Below are 17407 nucleotides of genomic sequence, written 5' to 3'. Positions count from 1 at the left end.
ACGTCCACGGCTAGCAAAATCAACACCCAATCCACTGGGAAGCCTTCCTTTGTCATGAAAGGGGGCCTGAGGGCAATTACAACGAAACCTTGTCATCCTGCGGAAAGCGAGACAGAGGAATCATTTAAATCTGGATACAAGACACAAGTAAAAATTAATTATATTGTTCCATTTACAATAGTGTGTGATACACAGTATAATATTTTCCAGGAGCTGATCATATGGCGGATGTAAATGAAACGATAATGGGGTTATTAAGCGAGCTGCGGCGAGGCACGATTGTCATTGGCGTGCTCAGTCAATTGTCCGAACCTCGGTATGGCTATTCTCTCGTACCCTTATTGGAGGAAAAAGGAATCGCCGTCGATCCCGGCACCTTGTACCCCCTGCTTCGCAGACTGGAGAAACAAGAGCTGTTGGAGAGCAGATGGGATACGAATGAATCGCGCCCCCGTAAATACTATTTGCTCAGCCCGTTCGGGAAGAAAGTATATGCGGGTCTGTGCCAGGAGTGGCGCAAGCTAGTCACCAGCATGGAAGGCATTTTGACTGATCTTGGAGGAGGAGAGCAGCATGGAAGTAATTGACCGTTATATTTATGCGGTGACGCAGCGTCTGCCTGAGCAGCAAAGAGAGGATATTAAACGGGAATTGCAAAGCCTCATTGAAGATATGCTGGAGGAGCGCATACCAACTGGCCAAGCATCTAAAGAGGATGTCGAAAGCGTGCTGCTCAAGCTAGGCCATCCGAATGAGCTGGCCGCGAAGTATCGCGGGTACGAGCGTTACTTGATCGGTCCTATGTTGATCGACGCTTACTTGACTACGATAAAGATTGTGTTGGTTTCGATCGTCATAGGGCTAACCGCCGTTTTCACCATCGATACATTCCTTTCACATTCGGGGAGGCTAGACCCCGTTACAAGCTACCTGGCCTCTCTAGTTACGGGTGCTGCACAAGGATTCTTTTGGGTCACCGTTGTATTCGCTTGGATGGAGTATAGGCAGCGGATAAATATCGCCGGTAACGGCAGCAGGAAAAAAGCGTGGAGGCCCTCCGATTTACCGCCGATTCCGGATGCAAAGATGAAAATTAACAGGAGGAGGCCCATCTTAGGCATCTTTTTTACCATTGTGGTCATGGTGATTTGTCTCAATTCGACCAATCTGCTCGGGATTTGGAGGAACCACGATGGCGTGTTCACGATCGTTCCGTTCCTGAACAACGATGTATTCCGACACTATTTGCCGCTTCTGTGGATCGTGGCCGCATTCGCCATTACAAGGGAAATCGTCCGAATTATTGTGCGTTATAGATCGAGCAAGTTGCTGGCTTTCCATATCGTGATGACGATTATTACAACGGTGCTTGTGTGCATTATGCTTGCGGATAAAGCGCTATGGAATCCCCATTTCATCCAGGATTTGACCGCCTCGAGCCTTCTGCCCACCGAAGGAAGTAGCTTCAAAACCCTAGTGTCGTCCTGGCCCAGGGTGAAAGAATATTCCATAAACGCCATCGTGTTGTTTGCACTCCTCAATATCATAAAAGAGTCCCTTGCCTGGTACCGGGCAAAATCATCGTCCTCTCTAATCACAAATCAAAAGCCGCGTGTATAGCGGCTCAGGCTGTGGAGAAACTTCTATTTTCCGATCAAAATCTCCTGGCAGCCTGCACAGAGCCCAAGCTTGCCCACTGCAGGTTCCTTCGCCGCCGCCCTGCGTAGCAGAACTTATCCCCGCGCTTGCGCCTAGCTTTACACCTTCTTGCTGTAAACCTATAATTTGAGTCAGAATTAAGCAACGGGGAGGTATATCATTTTGATCCGGATCGAGAGGAGCCGCTTACCACTACTCCTGGCGCAAGCCGGAATGACACAAGCCCAATTGGCCCGACGACTTAAGCTTACAGACTCATTCGTTCATAAGGTCATAAAGGGAGAAAGGAAACTTTCTTTAGTAAAAACGAAAGAGGCAGCAATCATCTTTGATTGTAATATGGATGATCTCTATGAGTGGACGGATGAAACAGGTACGCGGTGGTAGAGCGAATAGTGGTCCAAGGTAACACGCACCTAAATTTTCACGATCATGAAGAAGCTTTTAACAACCCATCTTATGTTTTCAAGATCCCGTTTGATATTTGGCTTGATAGGCTATTCATATCGCAGGGTACGAAGTTTTGGACTTGGAATAATTAGAACCAGTTGTGCGAAGAACTCCCGGCCTTTAGGCGCGGGAGTTCTCTCTCTATCGGTAACTGCTTAAACTTTTTCTCGTCTTTACTTTTTGCTGAGCACTTCCTTATCGAGCCAGAGTTCGGTCGTACAAAGCACGTCCGAGGAAGAGACCCCCAACGGCAAAAACTATCGACAGCCAGATTCCGGCCTGGCTCGTTGCTAGATACGATGGAAACATTATATTTAGTGCGACTTTCACAGCAACAAGCACGACAATTGTACCCACGATATAGAACACCCTCTTGCCCGCGCCGACTTTCCCTTGTTCTTTCTGAGCGATTGCCCACCCTTGAATCGTCCCCGCCAGGATGCCTATCACGACTCCTACTAGTAACAATATCCATTCAGTCGTTCCAATACGGTTGGTCGCAATCGCCCACACGATCCCGGCAATAAGCAGGATCGCTCCTATATAAAATTTTTTATCTAACTTTCTCAGTATTCTTCAGTCCCTTCTGATTCAAGATGAATAAACCTTCTTCAAAAGTTCAATCACTTCATCCAAGCTTAGGCCAAAAGATTTGTAGTACGCAGTGTCGCTGGCCATTTGCTTCGAAACCATCTCGTTGCGTATTCGCAGCATCTCGTCGGACGAGAATTCGGCTACGAAGCACCCCTTGCCCGTTATAGTATTGATCAAGCCGCATCGCTCGAGTTCTTCCCAGGCCTTCTTGACGGTGATGACACTAATGCGCAGCTCCTGGGCTGCTTGGCGAATAGGCGGCAGACAATAGCCGCTCGCTAATTCGCCTTTGAGAATTTGAGCGCTGATCTGTTCGAATAGCTGCTGATAAATCGGTTTTTCGGATGTGTTCGAAATTGCTATGTTCATTGGATCTCCACTTGCAGGAATCGTTTGACCGCCATTCGATAAGCAATCCATGTGAAGGCAATGAAAATCACGATTCCAACGACCAGAATGAATGTTTGAAGCGCCGTATTGTCAGCACCAGACCCGTTGAAGATGTCGGACACATAAGAGCTCTCGATTCCGACCCATTGTGCGACACCGGCAAAAACCATAGCCGCCGCAATGGCCGTAAGCTGCGCAGGCCCATATTTATACGCGGTCTTGTAATACATGGGGAACAAGAAGAGGTTGTAGATCGCCAGCATGATAAAGCATAGTCCCCAGAAACCCAGGTGCGGCGCAAAGAAATAGTAGTCCACATTCGGGTATAAACGGATCGTGAAAAACCCATAGATCATGGCAATCACAATATGCAATACTTCCAAGATGGCAATCACGGACACCCTGGCCATCACCAAGTCTGTCCTGGTTACAGGTATCATCGTGGTGAACAACAAGTCGTTCTGGGCTCTAAATTGGGCGAACATATTCGGCATTGTAATCCAGAAGAAGTACATGATCACAATAAAATAAACCCAGCCCGGAACAAGCATTAAGGCACCCATTAGAAAAGGCAGTACAAAAAGCATCGGGTTAACACCTAGCTTCAAGTCCTTCCTCAATAAGTTATACATACGCATCCTCCTTCTTCGCGAAGTAAATCATGATCTCTTCAAGACTCGGTATGGTTGCTTTGATGTCGGAAGAGGGATCATAGTCTCTTGCGTGAATCAATCCTGTAAAACCGAACGAATTCGTCTTGTAGGAGATCAACCGATCCTTCACTTGGTTCAGTTGGCTCTCGCTACCGTTCAGCAGCCGGTAAGACTCCTTAAATTCTTCTTTCTCGGCACTGTTGATAATTCGCCCATTTGCGATATAGGTAATATAATCCGCACACTTCTCTAAGTCAGATGTGATATGTGTGGAGAAAAGAATGCTGACTTCGCCGTCTGCGATGATCTCTTGGAAAATATCGAGTAGATCGTCTCTTGCGGCCGGATCGAGTCCGCTCGTCGGTTCATCGAGAAGGAGAAGCTTCGCGCCATGGGACAAGGCAACCGCCAAACTGTACTTCACTTTCATCCCTGTCGACAGTTCGACGATCTTCTTGTTCTCATCCAATTTGAATCTTCTCAGGTGGTTGTAATAGGTCTCATCGTCCCATTTGTTATAGAAATTCTTAATGACATCGGTCAACGTCTTGATCTTGCTTCGCGTATAGAAATCGATGCCGCCAAAGGCGAATCCGATGTCCTGCTTCAATTCAAGTTCGTGCTCGGCCATGTTTTTGCCCAGAATGTGTACCTCTCCGCCATCCAGATGAAACATGTTTAAGATCGACTTGATAGTTGTTGTCTTGCCTGCGCCGTTGGTGCCGATAAAGCCCATAATATATCCCTTCTCAAGCTGAAACGACACATCTTGGAGCTGAAAGTTTGGAAACTTCTTATTTAAATTGCGAATGTCTAAAGCCAGCATACCGTACCTCCTCTTTAGGATTGTGTATATCGTGCATGCACAATATACCACGAGGGATGAGTGCTGTCAATTGCTGGATGCCCCAGTTTGAAAAAGTATGATCGGCAGCTACTTGAGGCGCTATTCCCAGCGTCTACAGCTGCAGTTAAAAGGCCACCCTTCGTCGGGTAGCCTCTGAGGTGAATATGCAATTTTGAGCCCAGCGGGACTTTCGCCCTACTTGTGATACGGTAGCTTTTAATTTAATTTATTTTGAATTTCGGTTAACGATACATGTTTTTGTTCTGCAACAGCTGCGGATCGAGGGTCAAATAGCCCGCAGGTGAATAGGTGTTTTCCTATCGCTGAATAGGTTAAACGGTTTTATTCTCCTCCTCTATTGCGAGAACCTCCCTTGCTGCTTCTATGAAAGATAACATGATGGGTGAAAGCCACTTGTCTTTATGCCATAACATCTGTGTATACACGTGCAAGTCCTTGCCAAGGAAGAGCAACAAGTTCGCCCCGTTCAACTTCGGCTTTCGCTGTTATTTCAGGAAGAAAGGCAATACCGATTCCCGTAATGGCACATTGTTTAATGGCTTCGGCACTTTGTATCGCAGGCGTTTTACAGAGAGGAACTATATCGTGAGCTGGGATTTGACTCATTGGCAGATTTTATAGTTGGCGTCTGGGAAGATAGCTTTATGAAGATGGACCCGCACAATGTCCTAGCCATGTTATGGACCGGACAAAATGCAGATATTAGTGCAAACCCCTCTTATAACGGAGATTTCAATAAGGCACTCAAAAGCATTAAAGCGCTTGCCTGCATCATGCCAGGGAGCACGGATCTCTTCTGCTCGGCGGACGATAACGAATACGAGGCTAAGCTTATGCCTAATGCTGTTTTTAATCCTATCGAGTCGATCTGGGGCCATTTTGCCGGTCGCGGAATCAACAGTTCCGATAATCAATTTATTGACGATCACCTAAAACGCTTGTTGGCGCTTAGTACAAACGGATAGACCATCATTAGCATTGGAGTGATCTTTCCACGGGACGACATACCACGTTTAGGGCCATCCTTTGCGGGATGGCCCTTCTTTGATCTAACTTTATTCAACTATCGTGTTCCGTTAGCTTAGCGAAGTAAATTTTTATCAACTATGTTGCCAAATTTATTGAGGTGCTTTCGATCCAAGTAATTTTAACCCTAATCCGATAAATATAATTCCAGTTATTTTGTTTAAGTAGGTACCCATTCTTTGGTTTACATTCATCTTCTTAGTGATGATAGAGGAAAAATAAGCAACAAAAAGACACCAAATGAATCCGGTGAACGAAAATGTGAGTCCTAAAATTATGAATGGGATTGGGCCAGAAGCCTTTGTATCAATAAATTGTGGAAGAAAGGATAGGAAAAATAAAGATACTTTCGGATTTGTAAGACTTGTCAACATCCCTTGTATGTATATTTTTCTGGGGTTGTGCTTATTTGTTTTCGATTCACTAAAATTTATATTTGATTTATCCAGTAACATTCTAATTCCCAGATAAACTAAATAAGTAACTCCAGCTATTTTAATAAAATTGAATAATACAATGGACTTTGTAAGTATAATTGACAAACCAAAGGCAACTAATAAAGTATGGATTAAAGATCCGCTAATAATACCGAGAACAGAATACACTCCAGCTTTTCTACCCTGTGAAATACTTCTTCCAACAATATATATTGTGTCAGCTCCAGGAATTAGATTTAAAAGAATTCCTGTAAGCAAAAATACTTCGTAATTTATTATTCCAAACATTTTGTTAACTTCCGCCTCCTCATTTTGAAATACATAAAGAAGAAATAATACTATAGCTAAAACAATCAAGTCAATCATTGATTAGCATGTTGTTGTTATCCTGCACGTTGTAGAGTAGGGGCATCTTCCTTTCTTCGAAGCGAAAGCACCGTCAGAAGCGCGTACGCTGCCAGCACCGACACTTCTGACCCTTTTCTTTCCCGGCCTTGGGGAGCCTACTCAGGTTCATGATGTCCTCTTCCTTCCGTAAAAAAAGAAGCGGCGGACTAGGACTCCTGCTGGCTATTCATCAAGCTGAAGAAACGAGTTCGAGACCAGCTTTTGCATGAAATCTCTAATGAACGTCAGCTGCTCCTCCGTATAGCCCGCCATGAAACGGGTAGCGCCCGCCTGGATACGTTCGTCCAGCTGCTCGTGTAGCTTGTAGATCTTCTCGCCCGATGGCGTAATCGCAAAATGCAGCTCCTTCTTGTTTCCCGGAATCGTCTCGGTCACGATAAGACCGCGCGAAGCAAGACGCTTCGTCAGCTTAGAGATGGTACCCTTCGGAATGCCGAACCGGCTAGACAACGTGCTGCCGTTCGCTCGGCCGAGCTTGCCGATCGCATCCAGCACATGGAACATCGTAGGTGTCATCTCGCGCAATACAGCCTGTATCTGCGGATCCGAGCATTGCGCCAGCAGCCATGCCCTCTCTTCGTCGTCGTCTTGCTGTATTTTCTCCGCAAATTGTGTAAAAGCTTCAAACACTTCCTGCAGCAACCTTTCATCGTGAGCCTGCTTCATCCTTCCGCGCCACCTTTCATCCGTTACATATGCCCCTAAGTATAGCAAAAAAGAATCCATGTCCGTAAATAATATTTCCAAGAAACAATATTGACGAATCTCTCTCCCTATGTTATTTTGTTTCCAGGAAACAATAACAACGAAGGAGTGGCCCCCTTATGACGACTCAATCCGCTTCCACGACAAACCGAGTGCTGGCAACCATCATGAATCACCGTTCGATCCGCAAATTTAAGAACGAGAAGCTGGTGCCCTTCCAGATTGAAACCATCGTACGTGCCGCCCAAATGGCCTCTTCCTCCAGCTTCATGCAGGCCTACTCGATTATCGGTCTTACCGATCCCGCTTTGAAACACGAGTTGCGTGAGATCACGAAGACACCGTATATCGAGGAAAACGGACACCTATTTATTTTTTGCGCGGACCTTCAGCGACTGACGGCCATGGGTACCAATCAGGAGAAGCAGGATATGCAGATCATGCTGGAAAGCTCCGCTTTCTATCAAATCGCTGTCATCGATGCCGCGCTTGCAGCACAGAACGCCGTTCTGGCCGCAGAATCGCTTGGACTCGGCGCTGTCATCATGGGCGCGGTCAACAAAGACATCAAACGGCTTGACGACATGCTCGGTCTACCTCAGTACGTCATTCCGCTCTTCGGCATCGCCGTCGGTGTACCCGACCAGCAGCCGGAAGTAAAGCCTCGTCTTCCCTTGGAAGCCGTCTATTTCGAGAACCGTTACCCCTCCGAGACGGAGCAGCTTGAACGAGTCCAAGCTTACGACAGCGACATGAACCACTACTACCAGACGCGCAGCGAGAACAATCGCAATGATGGGTGGTCGCGAAAGCACATTGACATTCTGAAGATGAAAATACCGCTCGGCGCCATGACCGAATACATGCGCAGCAAGGGCTTTAACATTACCTGAGGGGAAACGACGAGGGATACTCATCGCGGGGAATCATTTCGCCTTACTTCTGATACGGTTCACCGTATCACTCTAAAAACGAATTTTAAAGGGCACCTAGTTGGGTGCTCTTATGAAAGCCTGAACAATTGTAAGTGTTGGACGTGCGATGATATGAACATTCTCTTCCGAAAGAGCGTCCAGCGCTGCTTCAATAGGGGACATTCTCTTCCCCATGGATGGAGTTCGTTCACTTTCCCCTTACACGCGTGAAAAAATTTGATATACCGCCCCATTTCCCCCACTCAACCCTCCTTCATTAAGCATCTGTTTTTACGCTACTCATAAAGGAATAGCCGCATCCGCCGGATTCCTGCGTCAAACATTCTTTTGGATTTGCCATTTGCGACGATAAGATTCATTATTATCGAAGTCCCCCTAGATATGTATACTTATTAAATAGGTTCTGTATAAATGGTATGGATTAGAATAAGATAATGGCGAACTACCCTACGAAGGAAGAGAGTAATATGTACACGATCAGCAGATTTTCTCAGCTTTGCAAAATGAGCGCACGCATGTTGCGACACTATGATAAGGAAGAACTCTTAAAACCAGTACATGTAGATATAACGAACGGGTATAGATATTATGAAAAGAGTCAATTAGAGACGGCGTTATGGATCAAGAAGCTGAAAGAATATAGATTCTCCCTGCCGGAAATTAGAACGATCCTTCAGACACCAGACAGGGAATCGTTGACCAGATTGATTCACTCGAAAATTCATGAATTATCAAATGAGATGAATAGATTTAAACAAATTATCGCAGAAATGCAAGAAATGATTGAAGACAGGGTGGACTTAGTTCCAGTAGAAAGAAGATCTTATGATATCCTGCTCGGCATGAGAAACGAGGTCCGTATCCTAAGTCAACGGATTCAGATGAATATGGCTAACATGGACAAGCATATTGATTCCTTATACGAGAAGGCAGAGGAGAGTAATATTCACTTACTTGGTGTCCCGTCTGCTATTTTTCTCGATGAAGAATATACCCCAGATCACAGCGATGTTGAGCTGATAATCCCGATCGTGCATATGAATGACGAAGATACATCATGTGATTGGCAGATCAAGACACTCCCCAGAAAGTTCATTGCCACTACCTTGCATATCGGAAGTTATGACTATATTGGATACGCACATATCGCTCTTGAAGAATGGTTAGAAAGCAATGGCTACGATTTGGACGGGGCGCCTTATGAAACCTACTTGAAAGGTTCAGAATGTGATTGTCCTGAGGAGGAGTATGTGACACAAGTCTGTTTCCCCCTTATCAATGAAGCAAGATCATAATTGCTTGACCTTGACATAATGTCAAAGCTTATTCTACTACAAGAGAAAGCAACTAGAAGGCAAGGAGATTTGGACATGAATAAGATGATTGTATTGTGCACCGGGGCTTTAATAACGGCTGGGATCTTATTAGGATGTACGCAAAGCAAAGCTGATGAGGGTCAAACCATGAAAAAACAAAATGCAGGCTACACCATGCCTGATGAAAGCAGCAAACATGAAGGCACTTGGTTGCAGTGGCCCCATAATTTCACCTATGGTAACGGTCATAAAGAAAAGCTCGAATCCATTTGGATCGAGATGGCAAGTGCTTTAAGCGAAGGGGAAAATGTTCATATTATCGCCTACGATAAATACGAAAAAGAAAATATTTATGATCTTCTGTATGATGAGGGTATCAATATGGACAAAATTGACTTCTATATTATTCCTACGGACGATGTGTGGGCAAGAGATACAGCTCCGATTTTTGTATACGACAAAGATAACAATCTTAAACTTATGGACTGGGGCTTTAATGGATGGGGCAAGAAAACCCCGTACAAAAAAGATGCCGCCATTGCCAACAAACTAAGTAAACAGTTAGGAATGGAAAGAATTAATTTAAATGATGTTGTACTGGAAGGCGGCGCATTTGAATTAGATGGAAATGGTACATTTTTATCAACACGCAGTGCAGTTACGAATAAGAATAGAAATCCTAAATTATCAGAAGCAGAAATTGAGGAGACAATAAAAGAAAATCTTGGTGCTACGAATTTTATTTGGTTAGATGGTGTGCCGAATTTGGATATTACAGACTTCCATATTGATGGTTTCGCTAAATTTCATGATAAGTCTACATTGATTACAATGAAAGAAGAGGATTTGGAAGAATGGGGCGTCTCCAATAAGGATATTAACACATTAATGAAAGCTAAGAATGCCTTTAACAAGCCTTATCAATATGTGTATTTACCGATTACCAAAAACAATGTCGTGCTAAATAACGGAAAGAACTTGGGTTACAGAGGTTCATATATCAATTATTACATTGGAAATACCGTTGTATTAGTGCCAAATTATCATGATCCGAATGACAAAACCGCAAACGCTACAATCCAGAAACTATACCCTGACCGTAAGGTTATTGGAATTGACGTGAGGGAACTTTATAAAGATGGCGGTATGATTCATTGTGTGACACAACAACAACCCGTTAATGTAAAATGATCGCGTTTATTTCTACTATTTGAACTCGATATCGCCCGCATTGGCAATAAAAATAGGCGAATCGGGAGTTTTTCCTTCGACGTTGATCAGGTTCCAATTCGCCATTCAGGCGCAATCCACTACATTAATTGTACTTTCATCTCCAATAAAACATGATAAATTGATTCCCTAAAAAAATCATGATTTCATATTTTTGCTTTATTTGTGGTAGGGTTCACCTTAACGGGTCTACCGGCGGAAAAGTAAGAAGGAGCTTGTCGCGGCGCGACAGCTCCTGAACTTCTTTTTTCTACGCACTCCTTTAAATTCACCGCCGAAAGTGTTTACTTCTAGGGAGGCCAGTCTGCCGGGCGCAGCCGAAATGTCTTTCAATCATGGCGCCTCCGGCGTCTTGCGAACTCCAGGTATACCTCTTCCAACGTCGGCATCCGCTCCGCGGGAATGTTCGCGTCCCGGCCATTCCCGAGCGCCTCGTGCAGCGTGGCCGATTTCCACTGCTGCGGCGATTTCGGCCCGGACACGGCTCCATCCGCCATGAAAAGCACCTGATCGACCCAATCCTCGATCTCCATATACATATGACCGACCAGCAATATGATGCAGCCGCTCGCATGTTCGTGCAGGAGATCCATCACCTGGGCCCGCTCTTCTAAATCCAGCCCTTCCAGAGGCTCATCCAGAAGCAGCAAATGCGGATCGCTTAGCATCGCTTGAGCGATCGACAATCTTCTTTTTTGCCCGGTGGATAATGATTGGATGCGGAATTGCCCGAATCGGGCAAGGCCAAAGTCCGCCAGCACCTCAGCTACTCTGTCCGGAATCAGACGGGGCGGGATTAGCTTCATTTCCGCGGTATAAGTCAAAAAATGTTCCGCCTTCATTTCCTCGTAAAAGGCAAATTGCTGGGAAACGTAGCCGAGCCGTTCCCGAAACCGTTTGCCCCCGAGCTGTCTATCCTGCAGCGTGAACCGAATGTCGCCTTTGCCGAATGTCCGGATGCCGGCGATGCATTCGAGCATCGTCGTTTTGCCGCTTCCGTTGGGGCCGAATAAAGCGATGATTCCCGGCGACAAGGAAAACTCCGCACCTTCAAACACCCAAGGAGCCGACGACGAATGGCGGAACGCCGCCTTGCACACATCAAGCCGGATCATATCGCCCTTTATCCCCTTTCCCGCCGTTTCGGATGGTCCGGCAAGCGACGAAGAAGAGAATCGCCGTTATCGCGAATGCGATCATGCGGCTGCTTCCCCAAAATGCATAACCGGTGTCACTCATGAAGTATAAAGGTCCGAGCAAGTCCCTGAGCGTTAATTCCGCCGTCCATACCACTAGCGTCAAACCGGCTCCAACCTGCGGCCCGAAACGGACGATGGCGGCAAATGCCAGCGCGGTGCACAAGCATAAAGGCGCCAACCAACCGATGATAAATGCGAACAACGAACCGGTCTGACCGGTCAACGATAAGAGGACGCTTGCCGCCAAAGCCAGTATCATGTCATACAGAACGATAATGCCCAGCCGTCCCATCATCATCTCAACCGGAGAGACCGGGAAAGTCGCCTCCAGCTTGGACATCGGCATGCCATACGATCTCAGCGCATAGAAGACGCCGATTCCGGCTACAAATGACGATACGAAGACGAAGCTATTGATCCCCCCGCGCCCGACAAGAGGCATTGCGAGTGCGCCGAAAATCATGATGACCGCCGACACGATCCAGAACGCCTTGGAAAACAACCGAACTTGAGGCGCGATAAAGCGAATGAGCGCGACCCATAGCGGCGCGCTTCCAGGCTCCGCATGCGGCAGACGGTCGGCAAACCTGGGCCGCTCCGGCTCGGCTACTAGCGGAGTCAAGCGTGCGAGAAGCGCCTTCGTCTGTTCATCAGACGGACCTGCCACCTGATATCGTTCCAAACCGCGCGCGGTTTCCTCGAACGCTTCCCAGCCAGATCCGCCCGCATCGCCCTTATCCGCTTCTTCGCGGAAACTCGGCTCCAGTTCCCTCCATATGTCTTGTGTCCGTTCACTCGGGGGAATGCGCCTTTCCATGCGGATCCACCTCCTCCGTTTTCAATAGATGGGCCATCTTTTTGAATGTCTTATAAAGCTTCGTTTTGATCGAGCCTAACGGCTGCTCCAAAATTTCCGCGATTTCGTCCAGCTTGAGCTCGTGATAAAACCTAAGAACGATCACTTCCCGCTCGTCATTAGCCAACCTGCCGAGTGCTCGAATAACCGCTTCCCGTTCCCACTGCCGCTCCAAAATGGACGAAACCGTGTCGCCGGCCGAATGAAGGGACATTTTATCGGCTCCCCATAACGACTCCTTGCGATAAACCGACGACTTCCAAACGTCCTTGCACAGGTTGGTGGCGATGCGGTAGATCCATGGGCGAAACCGGCTCGGCAGGCGTCCCGTCCTTACGGTCTTGCATACGCGGATAAAGCATTCCTGGCATAAGTCTTCCGCTAGCGATCTGTCATTCAGCATACGCTGCAAATATTCGTAAATCGGTTTATGATAGCGGTACACAAGCGCCTCCAAGCCGGCCTCGCTCCCACCTGCGATCTGGTTTAACAGCTCCTCGTCGGAAATCATCGGCATCCCTCCCTTCTACCGGCTCGATTCTTTGGCTCTTATTTGTCGAGACTAATCTTAGCGGCTTGCCGCTTCGACCGTAACCGCTTTTGGAGCATATAGGCCCCTACTCCAATCGGAGCGAAAGCTGTAAATGCCATTATTCGCTGTAGCAGCCCCCTGATCATGGATTTGTCGATTTCCACCATTCCACTCATGATCGGGATCATAGCCGCAAACAACAAGATATTGGCGACGAGGTAGCCTTTCAAAAGCCGCGAATCGCTTTGCTTCCACAATGCGATGGCCAAAATAAACGGCAGTAGGAACGAGCCGATCCCCCAAATTCCTCCGCCATGTCTCGGGTCGGGACTCGGAAATATGCCCGATAACAGGGAGCCGAGTCCGTTGGAACAAACGGCTATCGACGCGATCCACGCCAATAATGGGCGGGTTCCAAGCCGCAGGAACGCACGCAAAAAACCGAAAGCCGCAATAAGGGTCGCGATTCCGAGCAAAATAATCGCCACATTGACCGGCAACGGGTAGACGGCGTGATTGGAGCCGAGATCGCTTGCGGTATTCCTTATAAAGCTATAACCCGGGTAAAACGGCGCGGCGATGACGGGGATACCGAAATAAAGAAACGGAATCGCCATGCCCACGTGAAGCAAAGCTTCCGTACCGCTTCGCGCCTTCTCCGAATGTGCGGCAATTTCGCGGCCGCTCTGCCACGGAGATAAAAAACGTCTATTCTCTTTCATTCCACACGGCCTCCTTCTGCCCTTCCTAGTTATGGGGCCAAACTTTTTAGAAATACGATGAAATCCTTATCGACATCTTGTTCGTTTCCTTCATAACGGCGCGCGTATTCGTATATTTGCCGGATCGCCTCGGGAAAACGCGCTTTTCCGAACGCTTCATACACGTTGTTCATCGCCAAATAAACCGGATGCGGCGCACCGTTCAGTTTATGCCTGCTCGGGATAAACAACGGTCCGTCCTGCGTGGTGCCGTTATGCCTGATCGCTTGCGATATCGCTTCCGTCATATATCCGGCCAGCTTTAATAGGGGGACGGACATGACGTTGGCATCAAGAACCGTTGCCCGCACAAGATCCTCGTCGAAATATGACAAGCCGTTAATGGTCATCGAAGCAGGATGGTTCGGATAAGACAAATAGTTGAAGCCATTGCTATCCATCGGTTTAAGAGATTCACCCTTGATCGGCGGTGATCTGTATAACAGCTGGTTGTTGAACGATTCGTTTTGTACCCGACCCGGATAATCCGTGCGGATGAAATGGATGCGGCTCGGATAATAAGCATCCGGATTGAGCATCTTCGCTATTTGGGACAGCTCCGTATAATGCACAAGCAGGTTTCCCGCAATGCTCTTTGCACGGGTCGGAGGAATTTGATTCGATAAAACGATCGAAACCGTTGCCTGATGATTCGATTCCGTCCACTCGGTCATATTCCCGCCAATGAGGTTGAAGCCGCGAACACCCGACGCATCGAATTCGATACGCTGCCTCCCATTCGCTGCTTGGGAACTTATCTTCTCCCCGTTCGCTATAATCTGCATCCGCTCGCTCGCTTCAACCTCCACATGAAAATCGGCAGGCTGCCGGTAAGTCTCGCTCTCTCTAACGGCTTCATCCACAACGGGACTTGACAGTCTTTCGTCGAAGCGTACTTGCTCCAGTTCGGCTAACCTGTCGGTTCCCGGGTAAGGGTACCATCCGTAATATCCCGGCAGAAACAGCTTCTCTGAATCGACAAAAACTCTTCGCTCCCAACGGGCGTCAAGGGAGCTGCCGATTCCTCCGGAGCCTTGCGGATCATACCAGTCATTGATCGTACCCGCATATTCCATCGTTGTTTCCACCACTGTGCGAGGCTGAATGGGCCGAGCCGGGACAATCCATACGACATCCTCTCCGGGCTCCCACTCGAAGGCTGCCGGCATCCCTTCGATCTTTACTTCTTTGATTTGGAAATGATGCCGGAGTGACAACGGAAAGCGGTCAATTGCCTCCTGGCCTCCATGCTGCAATTGGATTGCGCTCTGCACTTCCATGCGGTGCTTTCCCCCGATGTTCACCTTCAAATCGTATTTGAGCGCCGTCAGCATGGCGTACTTCCGGCCCAGAAGGAGCATGTTCTTATGCTGCTGCGTCAGCGGATTCGCGTTCGGGTCCGGTGCTTCGCCTGCCAGAAACCGTTCGATAGCCACTCGATTGATCTCCGAAGGATTTTCTTGGAGCAGATTTCTGTAAAATGCGAAATTTTCCTTGGACGATTCGGTACGATCCTTCCATATGGACGCATAGCCGAGGACGCTCATAACCATGGCGACGACGGCTGTGGAGGCAATCAGGAACAGGACGGTATTCCGGCCCTTTTCCTTTCTTCTTTTCTTCGCGCTGTACACGATTGCTCCGAATAGGAGAATGATCAGCGCGGTATGGAACAAACGGAGAAGCCCGTATGCCGCAGCGTCCGTAAAGCCCCACAATTCCGAATAAAAGCTCATGCCGGTCAAGTCGGTTAATCCAATATCAGCCAAATAGGTCCACTGGGCCGGCATCCATTTGAGAAAAATAACTTTGGTCAAAAACAAAACCGCCGCGACAACCGCCACGCCATACAAATAAACGATGCGGTTGCGGGTCCAAGTGCCGATCCAATAGCCGAGCAAGATCGTAAAGGTCGTTGGAATGACGAATGAGCCGAGCATGGATAGTCCCGTTGCCATGGATGAAAATTCCATTCCCGCACGCAAAGCCTGATAGGCGTAAAAGCACGCGGGCAGCAGGGAGATCGCGCCCAGCGGAATGATCAAGGCAATCAGTCTGGCCGAAATCAATTGGTCGGAACGATAGGGCAAAGTGTCTTGCTTCGAACGAACATTCGCCGATATATCCCTTCGCGCTGCCGATATGGCCAAAAACGGCGCCATCATGAACATAAACCACATGAATTTGTATGAGCTCGATAGGGTGTACCACCCGATATCATCCGCATACGCGTTATTGATCAGGGAGACTGCAAAAGCCCCGCCTGTTACAGCCAGCAGGATCAAGCAGAACCATCCCCGGAACATAAGCTTCCATTCGACGATGGCGTATTTCCAAATAACAATCATGGCAGCGGCACCTCCGGCTTCATGACATCCATATAAGCATCCTCCAGCCCGCTCTCCACCGGCTCCGCGCCTTCAAAGGGCCTGGTTCCGTCACTGGACAACACGCGTATTTCCCGGCCATAAATTGTCTTCCGAGAGGAGAGTATTCTCAGATACGTTTTGATGGCATCAAATTGGGGCTCCTCGACCATTCCCGTCCATACTCGGCCCTTCACCTGTTCAAGCAGCTGCGCTTGCGTGCCTTGGTAGACGACTCGGCCCTCCTTCATCATGGCAAGCCGTCCGCAGCTGTTGCCGATATCGGCAGCAATATGGGTCGACAAAATGACAATACGATCTTTACCCATTTGATCGAGCCACTTGCGAAAACGAATCCGCTCCTCCAGATCGAGCCCCGCCGTCGGTTCGTCGACGATCATCAGCTTCGGCGATCCGAGCATCGCTTGAGCGATTCCGATCCGCTGCTTCATGCCGCCGGAATAGCTCCCCATCCGCTTCTTCGCTTTATCGGTCATATTCACTTGTTCCAGCAGCGAAGCAACAGCCTCTTTTCGCTGGCGCGAATTCGTTATTCCTTTCATCAGCGCCACATAATCGAGATACTCGTAACCGGATAAGTTGCCGTATAAACCGAACTCTTGCGGCAAGTACCCGAGCATCGCCCGAATCGCCTGATCGTCCCGGCCCAGCTTGTAATCGCCGATCTCCACGCTTCCTTCATCAGCCGGCAGCAAGGTGGCGAGAATTTGCATGAGCGTCGTTTTCCCCGCTCCATTCGGACCGAGCAACCCGAATATGCCCGTTGGTATCGTTAAGGTGACCTCACTTAGCGCATGCAAGGCACCGTATGTTTTCCCCAAGTTGGTAATCTGAATTTGCACAGGCTGCCGCCCTCCCCCAAAAATAACCAGCCTGCTCGGTGTTCGCGCGCGTTGAGCCTGCTTTGGCTAGTATAACGAGCATGCAACTAAAAAGATTTGGTATCGCAGCATTTTTTTTGAGATATTTTTATCCGCCGGTAAACGCCGATGAAATTGCCA

The 17407-nt window shown here is 48.0% G+C and carries 16 protein-coding genes and 3 pseudogenes; 7 read left to right on the top strand and 12 right to left on the bottom strand.

Annotated elements, in window-relative coordinates; genetic code table 11:
- Window positions 1–221: 221 nt before the first annotated feature.
- From AC2TF6_RS00690 to AC2TF6_RS00680, 3 genes are all read left to right on the top strand, one after another.
- Window positions 222–587 (top strand): PadR family transcriptional regulator, encoded by a 366-nt coding sequence (locus AC2TF6_RS00690; RefSeq protein ID WP_491309536.1) that lies wholly within the window; start codon window positions 222–224, stop codon window positions 585–587.
- The gene (locus AC2TF6_RS00685; protein WP_491309535.1) at window positions 574–1620 is read left to right on the top strand and encodes an HAAS signaling domain-containing protein; all 1047 of its coding nucleotides are present in this window, start codon (window positions 574–576) and stop codon (window positions 1618–1620) included. The genes AC2TF6_RS00690 and AC2TF6_RS00685 overlap by 14 nt, the downstream gene beginning before the upstream one ends.
- Window positions 1621–1872: 252 nt before the next feature.
- Window positions 1873–2046 carry a helix-turn-helix domain-containing protein gene (locus AC2TF6_RS00680; protein WP_491311729.1) on the top strand — a complete coding sequence of 58 codons (174 nt, stop codon included), beginning with the start codon at window positions 1873–1875 and terminating at the stop codon, window positions 2044–2046.
- A gap of 654 nt (window positions 2047–2700) precedes the next feature.
- Here AC2TF6_RS00680 and AC2TF6_RS00675 read toward each other — a convergent pair.
- The 4 genes and pseudogenes from AC2TF6_RS00675 to AC2TF6_RS00660 form a co-directional block, all read right to left on the bottom strand.
- Window positions 2701–3072: a GntR family transcriptional regulator gene (locus tag AC2TF6_RS00675; RefSeq protein WP_491309534.1), complete on the bottom strand. Its 372-nt coding sequence runs from the start codon at window positions 3070–3072 to the stop codon at window positions 2701–2703.
- The gene (locus AC2TF6_RS00670) at window positions 3069–3725 is read right to left on the bottom strand and encodes an ABC-2 transporter permease (RefSeq protein ID WP_491309533.1); all 657 of its coding nucleotides are present in this window, start codon (window positions 3723–3725) and stop codon (window positions 3069–3071) included. The genes AC2TF6_RS00675 and AC2TF6_RS00670 overlap by 4 nt, the downstream gene beginning before the upstream one ends.
- On the bottom strand, window positions 3718–4572 hold the full coding sequence (locus tag AC2TF6_RS00665; RefSeq protein WP_491309532.1) for an ABC transporter ATP-binding protein: 855 nt from the start codon (window positions 4570–4572) through the stop codon (window positions 3718–3720). The genes AC2TF6_RS00670 and AC2TF6_RS00665 overlap by 8 nt, the downstream gene beginning before the upstream one ends.
- Window positions 4573–4925: 353 nt before the next feature.
- Window positions 4926–5166 (bottom strand): annotated as a pseudogene (locus tag AC2TF6_RS00660) (substrate-binding domain-containing protein); the annotation flags it as partial.
- Here AC2TF6_RS00660 and AC2TF6_RS00655 point away from each other — a divergent pair.
- Window positions 5166–5579 (top strand): annotated as a pseudogene (locus AC2TF6_RS00655) (alpha/beta hydrolase family protein); the annotation flags it as partial. The pseudogenes AC2TF6_RS00660 and AC2TF6_RS00655 sit on opposite strands and share 1 nt — an antisense overlap.
- A 153-nt stretch (window positions 5580–5732) precedes the next feature.
- Here the strand turns inward: AC2TF6_RS00655 and AC2TF6_RS00650 are convergent.
- Window positions 5733–6365, bottom strand: a complete 633-nt coding sequence (locus AC2TF6_RS00650; RefSeq protein ID WP_491311728.1) for a LysE family translocator — start codon at window positions 6363–6365, stop codon at window positions 5733–5735.
- A 282-nt stretch (window positions 6366–6647) separates the two neighbouring features.
- On the bottom strand, window positions 6648–7151 hold the full coding sequence (locus tag AC2TF6_RS00645; protein WP_491309531.1) for a MarR family transcriptional regulator: 504 nt from the start codon (window positions 7149–7151) through the stop codon (window positions 6648–6650).
- 158 nt (window positions 7152–7309) lie between these two features.
- Here AC2TF6_RS00645 and nfsA point away from each other — a divergent pair, with 158 nt between their 5' ends.
- The 3 genes from nfsA to AC2TF6_RS00630 all read left to right on the top strand — a co-directional run bounded on the left by nfsA (window position 7310) and on the right by AC2TF6_RS00630 (window position 10632).
- On the top strand, window positions 7310–8083 hold the full coding sequence (nfsA, locus tag AC2TF6_RS00640) for an oxygen-insensitive NADPH nitroreductase (RefSeq protein WP_491309530.1): 774 nt from the start codon (window positions 7310–7312) through the stop codon (window positions 8081–8083).
- Window positions 8084–8592: 509 nt separating this feature from the next.
- Entirely contained in the window at window positions 8593–9420 is an 828-nt protein-coding gene (locus tag AC2TF6_RS00635) for a MerR family transcriptional regulator (protein ID WP_491309529.1), read from the top strand.
- A 75-nt stretch (window positions 9421–9495) separates the two neighbouring features.
- A complete protein-coding gene (locus AC2TF6_RS00630) occupies window positions 9496–10632 on the top strand; it encodes an agmatine deiminase family protein (protein ID WP_491309528.1) in 1137 nt (378 codons plus the stop codon).
- A 368-nt stretch (window positions 10633–11000) separates the two neighbouring features.
- Here AC2TF6_RS00630 and AC2TF6_RS00625 read toward each other — a convergent pair.
- The 6 genes and pseudogenes from AC2TF6_RS00625 to AC2TF6_RS00600 form a co-directional block, all read right to left on the bottom strand.
- A pseudogene (locus AC2TF6_RS00625) lies at window positions 11001–11714 on the bottom strand (ATP-binding cassette domain-containing protein); the annotation flags it as partial.
- 58 nt (window positions 11715–11772) lie between these two features.
- On the bottom strand, window positions 11773–12687 hold the full coding sequence (locus AC2TF6_RS00620; protein WP_491309527.1) for a hypothetical protein: 915 nt from the start codon (window positions 12685–12687) through the stop codon (window positions 11773–11775).
- Window positions 12662–13237 carry an RNA polymerase sigma factor gene (locus tag AC2TF6_RS00615; protein ID WP_491309526.1) on the bottom strand — a complete coding sequence of 192 codons (576 nt, stop codon included), beginning with the start codon at window positions 13235–13237 and terminating at the stop codon, window positions 12662–12664. The genes AC2TF6_RS00620 and AC2TF6_RS00615 overlap by 26 nt, the downstream gene beginning before the upstream one ends.
- A 38-nt stretch (window positions 13238–13275) precedes the next feature.
- Window positions 13276–13980 carry a DUF998 domain-containing protein gene (locus AC2TF6_RS00610; RefSeq protein ID WP_491309525.1) on the bottom strand — a complete coding sequence of 235 codons (705 nt, stop codon included), beginning with the start codon at window positions 13978–13980 and terminating at the stop codon, window positions 13276–13278.
- A gap of 29 nt (window positions 13981–14009) precedes the next feature.
- Window positions 14010–16367, bottom strand: a complete 2358-nt coding sequence (locus tag AC2TF6_RS00605; protein ID WP_491309524.1) for an ABC transporter permease — start codon at window positions 16365–16367, stop codon at window positions 14010–14012.
- Window positions 16364–17248 (bottom strand): ABC transporter ATP-binding protein, encoded by an 885-nt coding sequence (locus AC2TF6_RS00600; protein ID WP_491309523.1) that lies wholly within the window; start codon window positions 17246–17248, stop codon window positions 16364–16366. Before AC2TF6_RS00600 ends, AC2TF6_RS00605 begins: the two co-directional genes overlap by 4 nt.
- Between the last annotated feature and the right edge of the window lie 159 nt (window positions 17249–17407).

This window comes from Paenibacillus sp. JNUCC 35, from assembly GCF_058269095.1.
This window is presented reverse-complemented; position numbering and strand designations above follow the sequence as displayed.

Coding starts and splice junctions, on each gene's coding strand:
- AC2TF6_RS00670 (WP_491309533.1), bottom strand. CDS start 3,725: ATGTATAACTTATTGAGGAAGGACTTGAAGCTAGGTGTTAACCCGATG.
- AC2TF6_RS00605 (WP_491309524.1), bottom strand. CDS start 16,367: ATGATTGTTATTTGGAAATACGCCATCGTCGAATGGAAGCTTATGTTC.
- nfsA (WP_491309530.1), top strand. CDS start 7,310: ATGACGACTCAATCCGCTTCCACGACAAACCGAGTGCTGGCAACCATC.
- AC2TF6_RS00650 (WP_491311728.1), bottom strand. CDS start 6,365: ATGTTTGGAATAATAAATTACGAAGTATTTTTGCTTACAGGAATTCTT.
- AC2TF6_RS00620 (WP_491309527.1), bottom strand. CDS start 12,687: ATGGAAAGGCGCATTCCCCCGAGTGAACGGACACAAGACATATGGAGG.
- AC2TF6_RS00630 (WP_491309528.1), top strand. CDS start 9,496: ATGAATAAGATGATTGTATTGTGCACCGGGGCTTTAATAACGGCTGGG.
- AC2TF6_RS00685 (WP_491309535.1), top strand. CDS start 574: ATGGAAGTAATTGACCGTTATATTTATGCGGTGACGCAGCGTCTGCCT.
- AC2TF6_RS00635 (WP_491309529.1), top strand. CDS start 8,593: ATGTACACGATCAGCAGATTTTCTCAGCTTTGCAAAATGAGCGCACGC.
- AC2TF6_RS00665 (WP_491309532.1), bottom strand. CDS start 4,572: ATGCTGGCTTTAGACATTCGCAATTTAAATAAGAAGTTTCCAAACTTT.
- AC2TF6_RS00615 (WP_491309526.1), bottom strand. CDS start 13,237: ATGATTTCCGACGAGGAGCTGTTAAACCAGATCGCAGGTGGGAGCGAG.
- AC2TF6_RS00690 (WP_491309536.1), top strand. CDS start 222: ATGGCGGATGTAAATGAAACGATAATGGGGTTATTAAGCGAGCTGCGG.
- AC2TF6_RS00680 (WP_491311729.1), top strand. CDS start 1,873: ATGACACAAGCCCAATTGGCCCGACGACTTAAGCTTACAGACTCATTC.
- AC2TF6_RS00675 (WP_491309534.1), bottom strand. CDS start 3,072: ATGAACATAGCAATTTCGAACACATCCGAAAAACCGATTTATCAGCAG.
- AC2TF6_RS00645 (WP_491309531.1), bottom strand. CDS start 7,151: ATGAAGCAGGCTCACGATGAAAGGTTGCTGCAGGAAGTGTTTGAAGCT.
- AC2TF6_RS00610 (WP_491309525.1), bottom strand. CDS start 13,980: ATGAAAGAGAATAGACGTTTTTTATCTCCGTGGCAGAGCGGCCGCGAA.